The following is a 16,453-nucleotide window of genomic DNA, read 5'->3' on the forward strand; positions in this document are numbered from 1 at the left end:
TCATGTCCCTGCACGTCCCGTCCCCGTCCCCGTCCCCGTCCCCGTCCCCGGCCGCTCCGCCCCTGTCGGTGGACGCGCCGGTGCTCGAACTCCGCGACCTGACCCGTACCCACGGCACCGGTATCGCCGAGGTGCACGCGCTGCGCGGCATCAACCTGTCCGTGCACCCCGGCGAGCTCGTCGCCGTGATGGGACCGTCCGGATCCGGCAAGTCCACCCTGCTGACCATCGCCGGCGGTCTCGACACCGCGACCGCAGGACAGGTCGTCATCGAGGGCCAGGACATCTCCACGCTCGGCCGCAAGGGGGTGGCCGCGCTGCGCCGCCGCAGCGTCGGCTACGTCTTCCAGGACTACAACCTGATCCCCGCCCTGACCGCCGCCGAGAACATCGCGCTGCCGCGTGAGCTCGACGGCGTCCCGGTGCGCAAGGCGCGCAAGGAGGCCCGCGCCGCGCTGGAGGAGATGAACCTCCTGGAGATCGCCGACCGCTTCCCGGACGAGATGTCCGGCGGCCAGCAGCAGCGCGTCGCGATCGCCCGCGCGCTGGTCGGGGACCGCCGCCTGGTGCTCGCGGACGAACCGACCGGGGCCCTCGACTCCGAGACGGGAGAGACCGTCCTCGCGCTGCTGCGCAACCGCTGCGACCAGGGCGCCGCCGGGGTGATGGTGACGCACGAACCGCGGTACGCCGCCTGGGCGGACCGGGTCGTCTTCCTCCGGGACGGCTCGATCGTCGACCAGACGCTGACCGCCGGGGCCGATTCGCTGCTGGCCGCCGGGAGCCCCGAGTGAGCGTCTTCACGGGGTGGCGCGCCGCCCTCCGGATCGCCCGGCGCGACGCCATGCGGGCCAAGGGCCGCAGCGCGCTCGTCGTCGCGATGATCGCGCTGCCGGTGCTCGGGGTGACGGCCGCTGACATCGCGTACCGCAGTGTCGACTCCACCGAGGCCGAGAAGCTGACGGCCAGGATGGGTTCCGCCGACGCGCTGTTCAGCGATCCGGGGCTGGGGCCGCTGCAGCAGATGCCCGACGGGAACATGTACGACGCCGCCGGGAAGGAAGCCCCCGACGGGGAGGCCCCGCCGGTCGACATGAGTACGGCCTTCCCCGAGGGCGCACGGGCGATCAGTATCCTTTCGGTGCCCGCGAGCGTGACGACGGCGTACGGACTGACCGACGCCGACATCACGGAGGTCCGGACCTCGGACCGCATGGCGCGCGGGAAGATCGACCTGGTCGAGGGCGCGTTTCCGCACGGCACGGACGAGATGGCGGCCACCGAGCCGTTCCTGAAGTCGTCCGGGCTGCACATCGGCTCCCGCACCACGGTGAACGGCGCCGGCCGGACGTACACCATCACGGGTGTGGTCGAGGAGCCCGACGACCTGAAGGCGAAGCAGCTGTACGCCGATCCGGGCGCGGTCATCGCCCCGTGGCAGGCCGCGGCCGACCGCGACAGGAAGGTGCTGCCGCCCAACACCGGCTCGACCGAGTGGCTGGTCGAGGGCTCCGGCACGGCGGGGATCGGCTGGGGCGATGTGCTCGCGGCCAACAAGGCCGGTGCGCTCGTCGTGTCCCGCCAGGTGGTCCTGGACCCGCCGCCGGACTCCGAGATCCCGATGGCGCGGACCATCACCGACTACACGCCGCGCGAACCGGTCGAGGTGAGCACGGCCGCCGTCACCGTCGTCGCCATGACCGTCCTGGAGATCGTGCTGCTCGCCGGACCGGCCTTCGCCGTGGGGGCGCGGCGCTCGCGCCGCCAGCTCGGACTCGTCGGCACCTGCGGCGGCGACCGGCGCCACATCCGTGCGGTGGTGCTCTCCGGCGGGCTGGTGCTGGGCGGCATCGGGGCGGTGACCGGGGTCGCGGCCGGGCTGCTGCTCACGGTCGCGTTCCGGCCGCTGATCGAGGACTGGGCGGGTCAGCGCTTCGGCTCCCTGCTCCTGAAGCCGACGGAACTCCTCGTCATCGCCGTGCTCGGCCTGGTCACCGGGCTCCTCGCTGCGCTCGCCCCGGCGATCGTGGCCGCCCGGCAGTCCGTACTGGAGTCGCTCACCGGGCGGCGCGGTGTGCGCCGCAGCTCCCGGGTGCTTCCCGCGATCGGCTCCGGCGCCCTGGCTCTCGGGGTCGCCGTCGCCGCGTACGGCGGCACCACCGGCAACTCCACCCTGGTGTCCGGCGGCTCGGTCGTCGCCGAACTCGGGCTGCTCGCCTGCATTCCGGTGATCGTCGGCCTGCTGGGCCGGCTCGGCCGCAGGCTGCCGCTCTCGCCCCGGATGGCCCTGCGCGACGCCGCCCGCAACCGCGGCCGCACCGCTCCGGCGGTCGCCGCCGTGATGGCCGCCGTCGCGGGCTCGGTGGCCATCGCGACGTACATGTCCAGCAGCCTGGCGGAGTCCGACCACGACTACACGCCCATGCTGTCCAAGGGGACGATGGTGCTCTCGGCCGTCGACACCGAGGCCGCCGAACGGCTGCCGCTGGCCCGGGCCGCCGTCGAACGGAACATCGCGGTGACCGGCGGCCACGCCGACTTCTCCCGCCTCTGGGCCGGCAGCGACTGCTCCGTCTACTACGAGGACGAGTCCCGCTGCGGCAGCCTGGAGCTGGTCAAGCCCACCGGCAAGGGCCACACCTGCCCCCTCAATACCAAGGGCGCCAAGGAACTCGCCGCACGGCTCTCCGCGGAGGAGCACCGCGCGATGATGCGGTCCCCCGCCTGCATGGACGAGTACCTCTCGTCGGGCAGCTTCAGCTCGGAGACGAACAACATCGTGGTGGGCGACGCCGCCCTGCTCCACACGTACGCGAAACTCGACGACCCCGCGGCCGCCGCGGCGCTGAGGGCCGGCACCCCCGTCCTGCTGAACCGGGCGTACGCGAAGAACGGCGAGGTCACCCTCAAGGCCGTCCACACCTACAACGCCAAGGACACCAGGAACCGCAAGCTGCACCCCGGCCCGGCCCGGAAGACCACGAACCGGCTGAAGGTGTACGTCGCGGACGCCGAGTACGCCGCCACCCCCGGCATCCGCATGATCATGCCGCAGCGGACCGCCGAGCGGCTCGGCCTGCACACCGCGCGGTCCGGCACCGTGTACGCCGTCCCCGGACCGCCCACGGACGCCGGGACGCAGAGCGTCTCGGCCGCCATCGAACAGGCCGGCGGCGGGATCTGGCTCCAGACCGAGAACGGTCCGGGCGACCGGGAGGACGTCATCCTGCTGATCCTCACCCTGTTCGCCGGGGTGGTGACCCTGGGTGCGGCGGCCATCACCACCGGCCTCGCCAAGGCGGACGCGGAGGCCGACCTCACCACGCTGAGCGCGGTCGGCGCGCCCCCGCGCGTCCGGCGGTCGCTCTCCGGGTTCCAGTGCGTGGTGGTGGCACTCACCGGGGTGCTGCTGGGCACCGCGGCGGGCCTGGTGCCCGCGGTGGCGCTGCGCCTGGTCGACCAGCGCAAGGCGCTGCAGGCGATGCGGATCGAGCCCATGGAGTCCGCGTTCACGCCGATCGTGCTGCCCTGGGCGACCATCGGACTGCTGGCCTTGGCCGTTCCGCTGCTGGCCGGGGTGCTGGCGGCGGTGTTCACCCGCTCCCGGCTGACGCTGGCGCGGCGCGCCGGATGACCGGGAGAGAGCCCGCGCAGACGGCCTGACCGGCTGCTTCGCAGCCGATTCGGTGCCCTCGGAAACGGTGGATCATCCGTTTCCGGGGGCACCACAGTGTTGAACGGCACGTGTGCGAGACAATGGACGGCATGGAGATGCCGAGGAATGAACGGTCGCAGGAGCACCCCCAGGTCCTCGTAGTGGGGCAGGACGGAATGGCGATCGGCGGCGGTGGCACTGACGACGAGTCGCGTGAGGTCCCGGTGACGGAGATGGTCGAACAGCCCGCCAAGGTCATGCGCATCGGCAGCATGATCAAGCAGCTCCTGGAGGAGGTCAGGGCGGCTCCCCTCGACGAGGCGAGCCGGGTACGCCTCAAGGAGATCCACGCCAGCTCGGTCAAGGAGCTGGAGGACGGCCTCGCGCCGGAGCTGGTGGAGGAACTGGAGCGGCTCTCCCTGCCGTTCACCGAGGAGTCGGTTCCCTCCGAGGCGGAACTCCGGATCGCACAGGCCCAGTTGGTCGGCTGGCTGGAGGGCCTCTTCCACGGCATCCAGACGGCACTGTTCGCCCAGCAGATGGCGGCCCGTGCGCAGCTGGAGCAGATGCGCCGCGCGCTGCCTCCCGGCAGCGGCCACGAGGAGGAGGACGGTGGCGCGGACCCGCACGGGGCGATCCGCTCGGGCCCGTACCTGTAGGCCGCGGTCCGGTTCCGTACTTCTTGCCGAAACCCGTCGAACGAGCACAAGCACACGCGCAGGGCCCGGCACACGAACTCCGTGTGCCGGGCCCTGCGCGTGGCTGCGGTTCCGGGGTGGTCGGTTCAGATCGTGGCGGACGCCTGGGGCGATCGGTTCAGATCGTGGCGGACGCCTGGGGTCGTGGTCGGTTCAGTTCGTGGCGGACGCCTGGGGCGCCTGCAGGAGCACCTTGCCGACGTGGGTGCTGGACTCCATGACGCGGTGGGCCTCCGCCGCGTCCGGCATCGGCAACATGCGGTCCACGACCGGCCGAACGACGCCGTCGGCGATGAGCGGCCATACGTGCTCACGTACGGCGGCGACGATCGCGGCCTTCTCGGCGAGCGGGCGCCCGCGCAGCGACGTCGCCGTGACAGCGGCCCGCTTGGTCAGCAGGGCACCCAGGTTCAGCTCGCCCTTGGCACCGCCCTGGAGCCCGATGATCGCGAGCCGGCCGTTGACGGCGAGCGCCTGCACGTTCCGGTCCAGGTACTTCGCGCCGACGATGTCGAGGATGACGTCCGCGCCCGCCCCGTCCGTCGCCTTGCGAAGCTCCTCGACGAAGTCCTGCTCCCGGTAGTCGATCAGGATGTCGGCACCGAGCTCGGCGCAGCGCGCCAGCTTCGTCGGTCCGCCGGCGGTCACGGCGACCCGTGCCCCGACCGCCTTGGCGAGCTGGATCGCCATCGTGCCGATACCGCTGGATCCCCCGTGCACCAACAGCGTCTCGGCGGGCCGCAGATGCGCCACCATGAACACGTTGGACCAGACGGTGGCCGTCACCTCCGGCAGTGCCGCGGCGAGCGTGAGGTCCAGCCCGTCCGGTACGGGGAGCAGCTGCCCGACGGGAACGGCGACCTTCTCCGCGTAGCCGCCGCCCGCGAGGAGGGCGCACACCTCGTCGCCGACCGACCAGCCGGTGACTCCGGGGCCGAGCGCCGAGATGCGGCCCGAGCACTCCAGGCCCGGGTAGGGGGACGCACCGGGCGGCGGGTTGTAGAAGCCCTGCCGCTGCAGCACGTCGGCCCGGTTGACCGCGCTGGACACGACGTCGACGAGGACCTCGCCCTCGCCGGCTACGGGATCGGGCACCTCGGCCCAGACGAGCGCCTCGGGGCCACCGGGTTCGGGGATCGTGATCGCATACATGGCCGCGAGGCTACTCCGCTCAGTTGCGCGGGGCGGCCTGCGGCGGCTGGTTGAGCGGCGGTTCGTTGGTGGCGCGCACGATCGTGATCAGCCGGTCCGTCAGCTGCAGCGGGCTGGCGGCCGGATCGTCGTACCCCAGGAGCCGGTGCCCGCGCAGCACGCTGACCACGAGGTCGTCGGTCTCGCGGACGTTCTTGCCCACCTCGGCCTTTATCACCGGCCGTTCGACGAGGTCGAGCCCGCTGCCCTGCTGGATCAGGTCCTCCATCACCGTGCCGGCGCTGGGGCTGAGCACGGAGAGACCGAGCAGCCGCCCGGCCGCGCTGGCGCTCGTGATCACGGCGTCGGCACCGGACTGCCGCAGCAGCGGGGCGTTCTCCTCCTCGCGCACCGCGGCCACGATCTTCGCGCCGCGGTTGAGCTGCCGCGCGGTGAGCGCGACCAGGACGGCCGTGTCGTCGCGCTGGGTGGCGATGATGATCTGACGCGCCTTCTGCAGCTCGGCCCGCAGCAGCACATCGCTGCGTGTCGCGTCCCCGAGCACTCCGGTGAAGCCCTCGGCGTTGGCGATCTCCATCACCTTGGACGCCGGGTCGACGATGACGATCTGGTCCTTCCGCAGCCCGGTGGCGCAGAGGGTCTGGATGGCCGAGCGGCCCTTCGTGCCGAAGCCGACGACGACGGTGTGGTCACGCAAGTTGGTTCTCCAACGCTTCAGCCGGAAGTCCTCCCGAGTCCGTTCCGTGAGGACCTCGAGGGTGGTGCCGACCAGGATGATGAGGAAGAGCACGCGCAGTGGTGTCACGAGCACCACATTTATGAGCCGGGCGCCGTCGCTGTACGGAGTGATGTCGCCGTACCCGGTGGTGGAGAGGGTGACCGTCGCGTAGTACACCGCGTCCAGCAGGTCGACCTTGCCGTCGGCCGCGTCGTGGTAACCGTCGCGGTCGACCCAGACGATCAGCACCGTGATGGCGAGCACCATCAGGGCCATCATCAGCCGCTTGGCCACCTGGCGCGCCGGACCGTCGATGACCCTGCGCGGGAGCATCACCCGCGTGGGAACGGCATGTTCGTCGGCGCGCCTGGCCATCGCGTCATGGCCGGGAAGTTTCACGTGAAACACCCTTCAGTCCACGGCGTCGCCGGGGCCCACGGTAGATCGAGGATCTCCACCTCGGTGCCGGACCGTACCCCGCCCGGCTCCACAACGGCCAGCCCGTCCGCGGCGGCGATGCCGCGGAGCATGGCGGGACCGTTGTAATGCAGGGGTACGACGTGATCCGTACCGCCGCCGGTTCCGCTGCCGTCGCGACGTGTTGTGGCACCCGGCACGCCGCCGGGCCGGTCGGCTGTGCGATGGACCACGGGGACCAGCCGGGTGTCGTGCGGGTGGCCGTGCACCTCGTCCCTTATGGCGATCCGGTAGCGGTCCTGAGGGGTCCGGCCCGCCAGCCCGCCGAGCAGGGGCTCGGCGAGAGTGAGCAGACCGGACACCGCGGCCAGGGGGTTGCCGGGCAGCCCGACGAGATACGGGCCTCCGGCCGCCAGCCGGGCCAGCAGCATGGGGTGACCGGGCCGCACGGCGACCCCGTCGACGAGCAACTCGGCGCCGATCCGGTCGAGGACGGGGTGCACATGGTCGACGGGTCCGGCGGCGGTGCCGCCGGTGGTGATGATCAGGTCGGCCCGGGAGCCGGTGAGCGCCTGCCGAAGGGCCTCCGCGTCATCGCCGAGGCGGCGCGGTGCGGCGACCTCGGCGCCCAGCGCGCGCAGCCAGGGGCCGATCATCGGGCCGAGAGCGTCCCGGATCAGCCCGTCGTGCGGCAGACCGGCGGTCAGGAGTTCGTCACCCAGGACGAGGACGTCGACCCGCGGCCGGGGTCTGGCCGGCAGCTCGTCGTAACCGGCGGCCGCGGCAAGCCCGAGGACGGCGGGAGTCACCAGCGTTCCGGCGGGGAGGAGTTGGTCGCCCGAGCGGCACTCCTGACCACGCGGCCTGATGTCCTGCCCGGGGTGCACCTGACGCTGCGCGTGCAGCAGCCCCTTGGCCTCGTCGGCGTGGGCGTGCTCGCTGCGGATGACGGCGGTGACGTCCGACGGGATCCGGGCACCCGTGGCGATGCGGATGGCGTCGCCGTCGGGAAGGGGGGCCGGGGTGGCGTGTCCCGCGAGAATCCCCTCGTCCGCCCGGATGATCCACGGCCCCGGTCCCGCTACGGCCCAGCCGTCCATGGCGGAGGTGTCGAAGGAGGGCAGATCGGTGAGAGCGGTGAGCGGCTCGGCGAGCACCTGACCGAGGGCGCGGTCGAGGGGCAGTCGCACGGAACGCGGAGGAACCGCGCGCCCGGCCCGGGCGGCAAGGGCACGGGCCTCGCCCCACGACGTCGCCCGGACGTGCCGCCGGCCCTGGGCGGAGTGCCGGCCGGGGGCGGGGGTGGGGGTGGGGGTGGGGGAATGCTCGGGGGAGTGCGCCGGGAGACGCTCGCCGCGGTCCGGGGCCGCGTGGGCTTGGGCGGGGGGTTGCCGGCGCCCGTGGCCGGGGTCGGGGTCCTCTCCGGAGGCGGATGCGGTGGTGGTGGCGGTGGTGGAGGCGCCTGCGGATGCGGGGCCGGTGGTGGAGGCAGTTGCGGCTGCGGCTGCGGCTGTCGGATCTGAAGGTGCGGGCGGGCCCACCAGGGCGAGGGCCTGCGCCACGGCCAGTTCCTCGGCGGCTTCGGCCGCCAGGGCAGCTCGGGCGGATGCGACCGCTTCGGCGGGTTCGGCAGGCTCTGCGGGTTCGGCGGCTTCGGCGGGTTCAGCGGGTTCGGTCGCTTGGGTCGCTTCAGTCGCTTCAGTTGCCTCGGTCGCTTGGGTCGCTTCGGTCGCTTCGGCGACGGGAGCGCGTTTCTGTTCGGCGACCCGGCCGGACGGCGGCAGCCGCTCGGCGCTGCCGCTGGGGCCCGTCATGGCGACTCGTTCTCGTCCGCCCACCGGAGGGCGAGCGCGGCGGCCTTCCGGGCGGCCTCGGCCACCGCTTCGGGTCCGCCGCCGTCGCCGCTCGCCTGCGCAGCCGCGTAGCCGACCAGGAAGGTCGTCAGGGGCGCTGCGGGCCGGGCGACGCCGTGGGCGGCATCACGGGCGAGGTCGAGCAGGACGCCGGTGTCGACGTCGAGTTCGATGCCCAGTTCGGTCTTGACTGCGGTGATCCATTCGTCCAGCACGGTCCCATGTTCTCTGATCCGGGCCCGGGCCGAAGCGATGTCCTCCCAGGTGTCGCAGTCGAACGAGGCGAGCGGGTCCGCCGCCACCCGGGCAAGCTCCAGTTCATGGGTGAGCAGCCGCAGGGGCAGCCCGGCCAGACTGCCGTGCTCCGTGGCGATGAGCGCCAGTTCACGGCGCAGCGGCTCCGCACGGTAGACGGCCACGAGAGGCTGGTCCCGGCCGTCCTGGTCGGTGCAGACCGCACCCTCGACGTCTCCCCGGCCGAGCGCTTCCAGCAGCGAGCCGACGGTGTCCGCGCCCAGGAACGGCAGATCGGCGGAGAGCACGAGCACGTGTTCCGCCGCCGTGTGCCGCACCCCGGCACCGAGCGCGGCCAACGGGCCGCCGCCCGGCGGCTCTTCGCGCGTCCAGGTCACCGGACGCGCGGTGGGCCGTCTGCCTCCCACGACCACGGTGGTCCCGGCACCGGCGCAGGCACCGAGTACCCGGTCGAGCAGCGGCCGGCCACCGACCCGGAGCCCGGGCTTGTCGGCGCCGCCGAGCCGCTTCGCGGCCCCTCCGGCGAGAACGATGGCGTCATACGCGGTCATGCCCCGAGTATGCGTGCCACGGCGCCCGGTGGATCCTCCCCGTCCCCATTCCCGTGGATCAACGGAGAACGCGAACGGGGAGACCAGGGCGCGCAGGGCGTCAGCCCCACCACCCCCGGGCCGGCCCCTCCGGGGCCTACAGCGTCCGCAGGAGCACCGCCGGCTGTTCCACGCAGTCGGCCACGTACCGCAGGAAGCCTCCCGCCGTACCGCCGTCGCAGACCCGGTGGTCGAAGGTCAGCGAGAGCTGGACGACCCGTCGTACGGCGAGCTCGCCCTCGTGGACCCACGGCTTGGCGACGATCCGGCCGACGCCGAGCATCGCCGCCTCGGGGTGGTTGATGATCGGTGTGGAACCGTCGACGCCGAACACCCCGTAGTTGTTCAGCGTGAACGTGCCGCCGGTCAGCTCCGCCGGCTTCAGCGTCCCGGTCCTCGCCGCTTCGGTCAGCCGGGCGATCTCCGCCCCGATCGACTCCACGTTGCGCACCTGCGCATCCCGCACGACGGGGACGACGAGCCCGCGCTCGGTCTGGGCCGCGAAGCCGAGATGGACCTCCGGCAGCCGCACGATCTCGCGCGCTTCCACGTCCACCGTGGAGTTGAGCTCGGGATAGCGGGCCAGGGCCGCCGTACAGATACGGGCGAGCAGGGCCAGCACCGACACCTTGGGACCGGCACCGGAACCGGAACCGCCCACGCTGTTCATCGCGGCCCGGGCCGCCATCAGCTCGGTGGCATCGGCGTCCACCCAGCACGTGGCGTCGGGGATCTCCCGTCGGCTGCGCGACAGCTTGTCCGCGACCGCTCCCCGCACCCCGCGCAATGGAATCCGTTCCCCGGCAGGACGCACCGAAGACCCACCCGTCACAGGCGACACGGACGTCACGGGCGACGCAGGCGCAGCGGGAGCAGCGGTGACGGAAGCAGCCGTGGCGGAACCGGCCGCGGCAGTGGCGACAGCGACGGCAGGAGCCGACGTCGCCGACCGGATGGCGGACTCGACATCCGCCCGCAGGATCAGGCCGTCGGGCCCGGACCCGGCGAGCTGTCGCAGATCGAGATCGTGCTGCCGCGCCAGCTTGCGCACCAGCGGGGAGACGACAGCGACCGGCCCCTGCCTCCCGTCCGAAACCCGCGCGACCGCAACGCGCGCAGCCGGAGCAGGAGTCGGGTCAGGCGCAGAAACAGGACCAGGACCAGTGCCAGGACCAGGACTAGTGCCAGGGCCCGGGCTACGACTAGGAGCAGGCGCGCCGGGAGACGCGGAAAGGCCCTCGGGCCGGACCCGCCGACGCCGCACCGGCGGCGCCCCGGTCCCGTATCCCACGAGTACGTTCCCGGACCCGGACGGCTCCGCGCCGTCAGCACCCGGGCCCGTACGGGCACCGGAACCGGAACCGGCATCAGCACTCGCCCCCGACCCCGACGCCTCCGCCGACCCGACAGCGACGGTCAACAGGGGTGCCCCGACAGGAAGTTCCGCCCCCTCCTCGCCGAACCGCGCGGTCACCACGCCCCCGTACGGGCACGGCACCTCCACCATCGCCTTGGCCGTCTCGACCTCGACGACCGGCTGGTCGATGGCGACGACATCGCCGATCTCCACCAGCCAGCGCACGATCTCCGCCTCGGTCAGCCCCTCACCGAGATCCGGAAGCCTGAATTCGAGTACCTGCGGCATCAGTGCTCCGCCTCCCACTGCAGTCGGGCGACGGCGTCGAGCACCCGGTCCACACCCGGCAGATGGTGGCGCTCCTGCATCGGCGGCGGATAGGGGATGTCGAATCCGGCGACGCGCAGCACCGGTGCCTCCAGGTGGTGGAAGCAGCGCTCCGTGATCCGGGCGGCGATCTCGCCACCCGGCCCGCCGAAGCCGGTGGACTCGTGGACGACGACCGCGCGGCCGGTCCGCCGCACGGACGCGGCAACGGTCTCGTCGTCGAACGGCACCAGCGACCGCAGGTCGACTACTTCGAGGTCCCAGCCCTCCTCGACGGCGGCCTCCGCCGCCTCCATGCAGACCGGCAGGGACGGCCCGTACGTGATGAGCGTCGCGCTGCGGCCCTGACGGCGCACGACGGCCCGCCCGATGGGCTCCACGGCGGCGGGTGCCTGCGGCGACCAGTCCGCCTTCGACCAGTAGAGCCGCTTGGGCTCCAGGAAGACCACAGGGTCGTCGGAGGCGATCGAGGCCCTCAGCAGCCCGTAGGCGTCGTCGACGGTGGCGGGTGTGACGACATGGAGACCCGGGGTCGCCATGTAGTACGCCTCCGAGGAGTCGCTGTGGTGCTCGACACCGCCGATTCCGCCGCCGTACGGCACCCGGACGGTGATGGGCAGCGGCATCGCGCCCCCGGTCCGGTTCCGCATCTTGGCGACATGGCTGATGAGCTGCTCGAACGCCGGATAGGCGAAGGCGTCGAACTGCATCTCCACCACGGGCCGCAGCCCGTACATCGCCATGCCCACGGCCGCCCCGAGGATGCCGGCCTCGGCCAGCGGGGTGTCCGTGCACCGCTCGTCGCCGAACTCCTTCGCCAGGCCGTCGGTGATCCTGAAGACCCCGCCGAGTGTCCCGACGTCCTCACCGAGGACGTGCACGGAAGGGTCGTCGGCCATCGAGTCGCGCAGCGCGCGCCCGAGTGCCTGGGCCATCGTGGCGGGCTTGGCCTTCGCCGTCCGCTCTCCGGCCGTGGCCGCTGCGGTGGTCATCGCCCTGCACCCCTGTCGTCCGTGCCGTGCTGGTCGTGCTGGTCGTTCTCCGCGTCCAGCTCGACGCGCAGGCGGGCCGCCTGCTCGCGCAGCTGTGTCGTCTGCTCCGCGTACACATGGGCGAAGAGGTCCATCGGGTCGAGCACCGGGTCCGCGTTCATCCGGTCCCGCAGCCCGGCCGCCATCTGCTCTGCGGCCACCCGCGCCTCCTCGATGCCGTCGTCGCCGAGCAGCCCGCGCCCGGTCAGCTCCCGCTCCAGGATCCGCACCGGGTCGTGGTCCCGCCAGGCTTCTACCTCGCTGTCCCCGCGGTAGCGCGTCGCGTCGTCGGCGTTCGTGTGCGCGTCCATCCGGTAGGTCACGGCCTCCACGAGCGTCGGACCGCCGCCGCTGCGGGCACGCGCCACCGCCTCGGAGAGCACCTGGTGCACGGCTGCCGCGTCGTTGCCGTCGACCAGCCGGCCGGGCATTCCGTACCCCACGGCCTTGTGGGCCAGGGACGGTGCCGCGGTCTGCTTGGCCAGGGGTACGGAGATGGCGAAGCCGTTGTTCTGCACGAGGAAGACGACAGGGGCCCGCCAGACGGCCGCGAAATTGAGCGCCTCGTGGAAGTCGCCCTCGCTGGTGCCGCCGTCGCCGACCATGGCGAGCGCGACCACGTCGTCGCCCTTGAGCCGCGCCGCGTGGGCCAGGCCCACGGCGTGCGGCAGCTGGGTTGCGAGCGGGGTGCACAGGGGCGCGATGCGGTGCACGCGCGGGTCGTAGCCGGTGTGCCGGTCGCCGCGCAGCAGGGTGAGCGCCTCGACCGGGTCCAGGCCCCGGGCCACGGCCGCGAGCGTGTCGCGGTAGCTCGGGAAGAGCCAGTCCCGCTCCTCCAGCACCAGGGCGGCCGCGACCTCGCAGGCCTCCTGCCCGGTGCTCGACGGGTAGACGGCGAGCCTGCCCTGCTTGGTGAGGGCGGTCGCCTGCGCGTTGTACCGCCGGCCGCGCACGAGCTCGGCGTAGAGCCGCAGCAGCAGCTCGGGGTCTGCGTCGGCCACGGCGTCCGTACCGAGCACGCGGTACGGCTCGGGGTCCGGGAGCAGCGGCGCGGGATCGGTGAGCGGCTTCCAGGCCGGGGGCGGCGTGGGCCGGTAGGCGGCCGCGCCGGGCAGCTCTTGGACCGTCATGACAAGCACCTCCTGGCATCGAGGGGTATCGAGCGGCGTCTGGCGGCATCAGGGGTACCCGATGCCGAGGGGTGTCGAAATATGTCGAAATGTCGAAAGCCGTGCGAGCCGCGGATGTGGTGCGTCTCACCTACCGATTGTTCGGTCGCGAGCGCATTTTGGCTACAGGCACCGCCAGCCTGTGGACAAACGGTTCTCCACAGCCTGGGATGGGAACAGGTCGTCCAGGACGGGGAGGCACGGGAACATGGCAGCTGAACAAATGGCCGACGGGGCCGAGGAGCCCGGCCAGGTTCCGCCGGCACGCCCGCTCGACTCCATCGATCGCGCCATCCTCCGGTTGCTCCAGACGGACGGCCGCGCCTCGATACGGTCGGTGGCCGACCGGGTCCATGTCTCGCGCGCCAACGCGTACGCCCGGATCAACCGGCTCATCGACGACGGCGTGATCCGCGGCTTCAGCGCCCGGGTGAACCATGAGCGGGCGGGGCAGGGAGCCTCCGCGTACATCACGCTCAAGATCGTCCAGAATTCCTGGCGCACCGTGCGCGAGCAGCTTCAGGCGCTGCCGGGGGCCACGCACATCGCGCTGGTCAGCGGTGATTTCGACGTACTGCTGCTGGTGCACACACCGGACAACCGCTCACTGCGCGAGCTGGTCCTGACCAGGATCCAGGCCATTCCGGAGGTGCTGTCCACACGCACCCTGCTGGTGTTCGAGGAGACGGACCTGGCCCCGGGCCCGGAACGCCCCACGGAACTCACCTGAGCCCGGGCACCCCGGCGGGCAGCCGCCGGGTCAGCGGCTCGACTTCATGCCCTCGAAAGCCAGCTGCACGACGGTGTCGGCGAGCCGCTCCCCCTCCGCGCCGCCGTCGGCCAGCGGCCGGAACCACTCCACGAGCGAGTTGACCATCCCGAAGAGCAGCCGCGTCGCCAGCCGTATGTCCACGTCGGAGCGGAGATCGCCGTCCGCCACCGCCGCCTTCAGCAGATCGGCCACGCGCTGGTCGAACTCGCGCCGCCGCTCCAGGGCCCAGCGCTCGGTCTTCGTGTTGCCCCGTACGCGCAGCAGCAGCGTGACATAGGGCAGTTCGGCTATCAGCACCTCGACGGTGCGACGGGTGACGTACTCGACCCGCGCGATCGCGCGGCCCCGCGTCGCCCCCGACTCGTCGAGGATGCCGAAGAGCCCGTCCAGGGCCCGGGTGACCGCACGCCGCAGCAGTTCTTCCTTGCCGGCGACGTGGTGGTAGATGGACGACTTGGAGATGCCCGCCGCCTTCGACAGGTGCTCCATGGACGTGCCGTCGTAGCCGCGCTCGTTGAAGACACGGACGGCGACCGTGAGCAGAGTCTCCGGGGTGTACGTGTCCCGCTTGGCCGTGGTCATGCCCGCGATCCTCCCCTACGAGTTGTCCACAGGTTTCGTGGGCCCCCTTGTCCCGACCGATCGTTCGGTTACTCTAACTCTGTCCGCCCGTCCCTGCCCAGCTCGATGAGGAGTTGGTCCGTCATGGCCGCCGAGCTCTCCCCGCACCTGCTGTCCGAGAAGCACCGCCCCACGCTGGACCGGACCCTCGAAGCGATCCGCACGCGGGAGTACTGGTCCCCGCACCCCGAGCACCCGAAGGCGTACGGCGAGGGCGGCGCCCCCGGCAGCCTGGGCGCGGCCGAGGGCAAGGCCGCCTTCGACGCCGTGCTGCGCACCCGCCTCGACCTGGACCAGCCGGGCACGGACGGCTGGACGGGCGGTGAGATCTCGCCCTACGGTCCGGAGCTGGCCGTCGAGTATCCGCACGCCGACCTGGATGTCCTGCTCCCCGCGATGCGCGCGGGAATCCCCGCCTGGCGCGAGGCCGGACCGGAGACCAGGGCCCTGGTCTGTCTGGAGATCCTGGCGCGGATCAGCGCCCGCACCCATGAGTTCGGCCACGCGGTGATGCACACCAGCGGACAGGCCTTCATGATGGCGTTCCAGGCCGGCGGCCCGCACGCCCAGGACCGCGGTCTGGAGGCGGTGGCGTATGCGTACGAGGAGCAGATCCGCGCCCCCCGCACCGCCGACTGGTCCAAGCCGCAGGGCAAGCGCGACCCGCTCGACCTGCACAAGACGTTCACCGCGTCCGGACGCGGCATCTCGCTCTTGATCGGCTGCAACACCTTCCCCACGTGGAACGGCTACCCGGGCCTCTTCGCCTCCCTCGCCACCGGCAATCCGGTCCTGGTCAAGCCGCACCCCCGGGCCGTGCTCCCGCTGGCCCTCACCGTCCAGGTGGCGCGCGAGGTGCTCGCCGAGGCCGGCTTCGATCCCAACCTGGTCGCTCTGGCCGTCGAGCGGCCGGGCGAGGGCATCGCCAAGACCCTGGCGCTCCGCCCCGAGATCAGGATCATCGACTACACCGGCTCCACGGAGTTCGGCGACTGGCTGGAGGCCAACGCCCGCCAGGCGCAGGTCTATACGGAGAAGGCCGGGGTCAACACGATCGTCCTCGACTCGACCGACGATTACCGCGGCATGCTCGCCAACATCGCGTTCTCGCTCTCGCTCTACAGCGGCCAGATGTGCACCACCCCGCAGAACCTGCTGATCCCCCGCAACGGCATCACCACGGACACGGGCGACAAGTCGTACGACGACGTGGTCACCGACATCGCCGCCGCGGTCACCGGCCTCCTGGGCGACGACGCCCGTGCGAACGGCCTGCTGGGCGCCCTGGTCAACCCGGAGGTGAAGGCCCGCCTGGAGGAGGCCGCGCAGCTGGGCGACGTGGCGCTGCCTTCCCGGGAAGTGACCAACCCCGACTTCCCCGACGCGGTCGTCCGTACCCCGCTGATCGTCAAGCTCGACGGCACCAAGCCGGACGACGACTCCCCCTGCCTCTCGGAGTGCTTCGGCCCGGTCTCGTTCGCGGTCGCGGTCGACTCGACGGCGGACGCGCTGGAGCTGCTGCGCCGCACCGTCCGTGACAAGGGAGCGATGACGGTGGGCGCTTACACGACCTCACCGGAGGTGGAGCGCGCGATGGAGGACGTCTGCCTGGACGAGTCGGCCCAGCTCTCGCTGAACCTGACCGGCGGGGTGTACGTCAACCAGACGGCGGCGTTCTCCGACTTCCACGGCTCAGGAGGCAACCCGGCAGCGAACGCCGCCCTGTGCGACGGCGCCTTCGTCTCGAACCGCTTCCGCACCCTGGAAGTCCGCCGCCAACGCTGACCCCGGCACCAACCGACGGGCCCTCCCCATCCAGGCCCTTCCCGCTGTGGGCC

The 16,453-nt window shown here is 72.2% G+C and carries 13 protein-coding genes; 5 read left to right on the plus strand and 8 right to left on the minus strand.

The window, feature by feature from the left end; translation table 11 throughout:
• Window positions 1–2 precede the first annotated feature (2 nt).
• The 3 genes from OG408_RS19395 to OG408_RS19405 all read left to right on the plus strand — a co-directional run bounded on the left by OG408_RS19395 (window position 3) and on the right by OG408_RS19405 (window position 4,314).
• Entirely contained in the window at window positions 3–794 is a 792-nt protein-coding gene (locus OG408_RS19395) for an ABC transporter ATP-binding protein (protein WP_326671030.1), read from the plus strand.
• Window positions 791–3,634 (plus strand): ABC transporter permease, encoded by a 2,844-nt coding sequence (locus OG408_RS19400; protein WP_326671032.1) that lies wholly within the window; start codon window positions 791–793, stop codon window positions 3,632–3,634. The genes OG408_RS19395 and OG408_RS19400 overlap by 4 nt, the downstream gene beginning before the upstream one ends.
• A gap of 131 nt (window positions 3,635–3,765) precedes the next feature.
• Window positions 3,766–4,314 carry a bacterial proteasome activator family protein gene (locus OG408_RS19405; RefSeq protein WP_285569761.1) on the plus strand — a complete coding sequence of 183 codons (549 nt, stop codon included), beginning with the start codon at window positions 3,766–3,768 and terminating at the stop codon, window positions 4,312–4,314.
• 192 nt (window positions 4,315–4,506) lie between these two features.
• Here OG408_RS19405 and OG408_RS19410 read toward each other — a convergent pair whose 3' ends face one another.
• The 7 genes from OG408_RS19410 to pdhA form a co-directional block, all read right to left on the minus strand.
• A complete protein-coding gene (locus tag OG408_RS19410; RefSeq protein WP_326671035.1) occupies window positions 4,507–5,505 on the minus strand; it encodes an NAD(P)H-quinone oxidoreductase in 999 nt (332 codons plus the stop codon).
• Window positions 5,506–5,524: 19 nt separating this feature from the next.
• Window positions 5,525–6,598 carry a potassium channel family protein gene (locus OG408_RS19415; RefSeq protein WP_266786277.1) on the minus strand — a complete coding sequence of 358 codons (1,074 nt, stop codon included), beginning with the start codon at window positions 6,596–6,598 and terminating at the stop codon, window positions 5,525–5,527.
• Window positions 6,599–6,618: 20 nt separating this feature from the next.
• Window positions 6,619–8,454, minus strand: coding sequence for a molybdopterin molybdotransferase MoeA (locus OG408_RS19420; protein ID WP_326671037.1), 1,836 nt, complete (start codon window positions 8,452–8,454; stop codon window positions 6,619–6,621).
• Entirely contained in the window at window positions 8,451–9,299 is an 849-nt protein-coding gene (locus OG408_RS19425; protein ID WP_266780347.1) for an NTP transferase domain-containing protein, read from the minus strand. Before OG408_RS19425 ends, OG408_RS19420 begins: the two co-directional genes overlap by 4 nt.
• A 136-nt stretch (window positions 9,300–9,435) precedes the next feature.
• Window positions 9,436–10,983: a dihydrolipoamide acetyltransferase family protein gene (locus tag OG408_RS19430; RefSeq protein ID WP_326671039.1), complete on the minus strand. Its 1,548-nt coding sequence runs from the start codon at window positions 10,981–10,983 to the stop codon at window positions 9,436–9,438.
• Complete coding sequence (locus tag OG408_RS19435; RefSeq protein ID WP_266780349.1) at window positions 10,983–12,014, minus strand: alpha-ketoacid dehydrogenase subunit beta; 1,032 nt, start codon at window positions 12,012–12,014, stop codon at window positions 10,983–10,985. The genes OG408_RS19430 and OG408_RS19435 overlap by 1 nt, the downstream gene beginning before the upstream one ends.
• A complete protein-coding gene (gene pdhA, locus OG408_RS19440; protein WP_326671041.1) occupies window positions 12,011–13,183 on the minus strand; it encodes a pyruvate dehydrogenase (acetyl-transferring) E1 component subunit alpha in 1,173 nt (390 codons plus the stop codon). Before pdhA ends, OG408_RS19435 begins: the two co-directional genes overlap by 4 nt.
• 262 nt (window positions 13,184–13,445) lie before the next feature.
• Here pdhA and OG408_RS19445 point away from each other — a divergent pair, with 262 nt between their 5' ends.
• Window positions 13,446–13,952, plus strand: coding sequence for an Lrp/AsnC family transcriptional regulator (locus tag OG408_RS19445; RefSeq protein ID WP_405407065.1), 507 nt, complete (start codon window positions 13,446–13,448; stop codon window positions 13,950–13,952).
• Between the two features lie 30 nt (window positions 13,953–13,982).
• On the opposite strand, the gene OG408_RS19450 is transcribed toward OG408_RS19445, so the two are convergent.
• On the minus strand, window positions 13,983–14,576 hold the full coding sequence (locus OG408_RS19450; RefSeq protein ID WP_326671043.1) for a TetR/AcrR family transcriptional regulator: 594 nt from the start codon (window positions 14,574–14,576) through the stop codon (window positions 13,983–13,985).
• 123 nt (window positions 14,577–14,699) lie between these two features.
• Between OG408_RS19450 and paaN the strand changes: the two genes are divergently transcribed.
• Window positions 14,700–16,400, plus strand: a complete 1,701-nt coding sequence (gene paaN / locus OG408_RS19455; RefSeq protein WP_285569781.1) for a phenylacetic acid degradation protein PaaN — start codon at window positions 14,700–14,702, stop codon at window positions 16,398–16,400.
• The last annotated feature ends 53 nt before the right edge of the window (window positions 16,401–16,453 follow it).

The organism is Streptomyces sp. NBC_01257 (assembly GCF_035917255.1).
GTDB lineage: Bacteria > Actinomycetota > Actinomycetes > Streptomycetales > Streptomycetaceae > Streptomyces.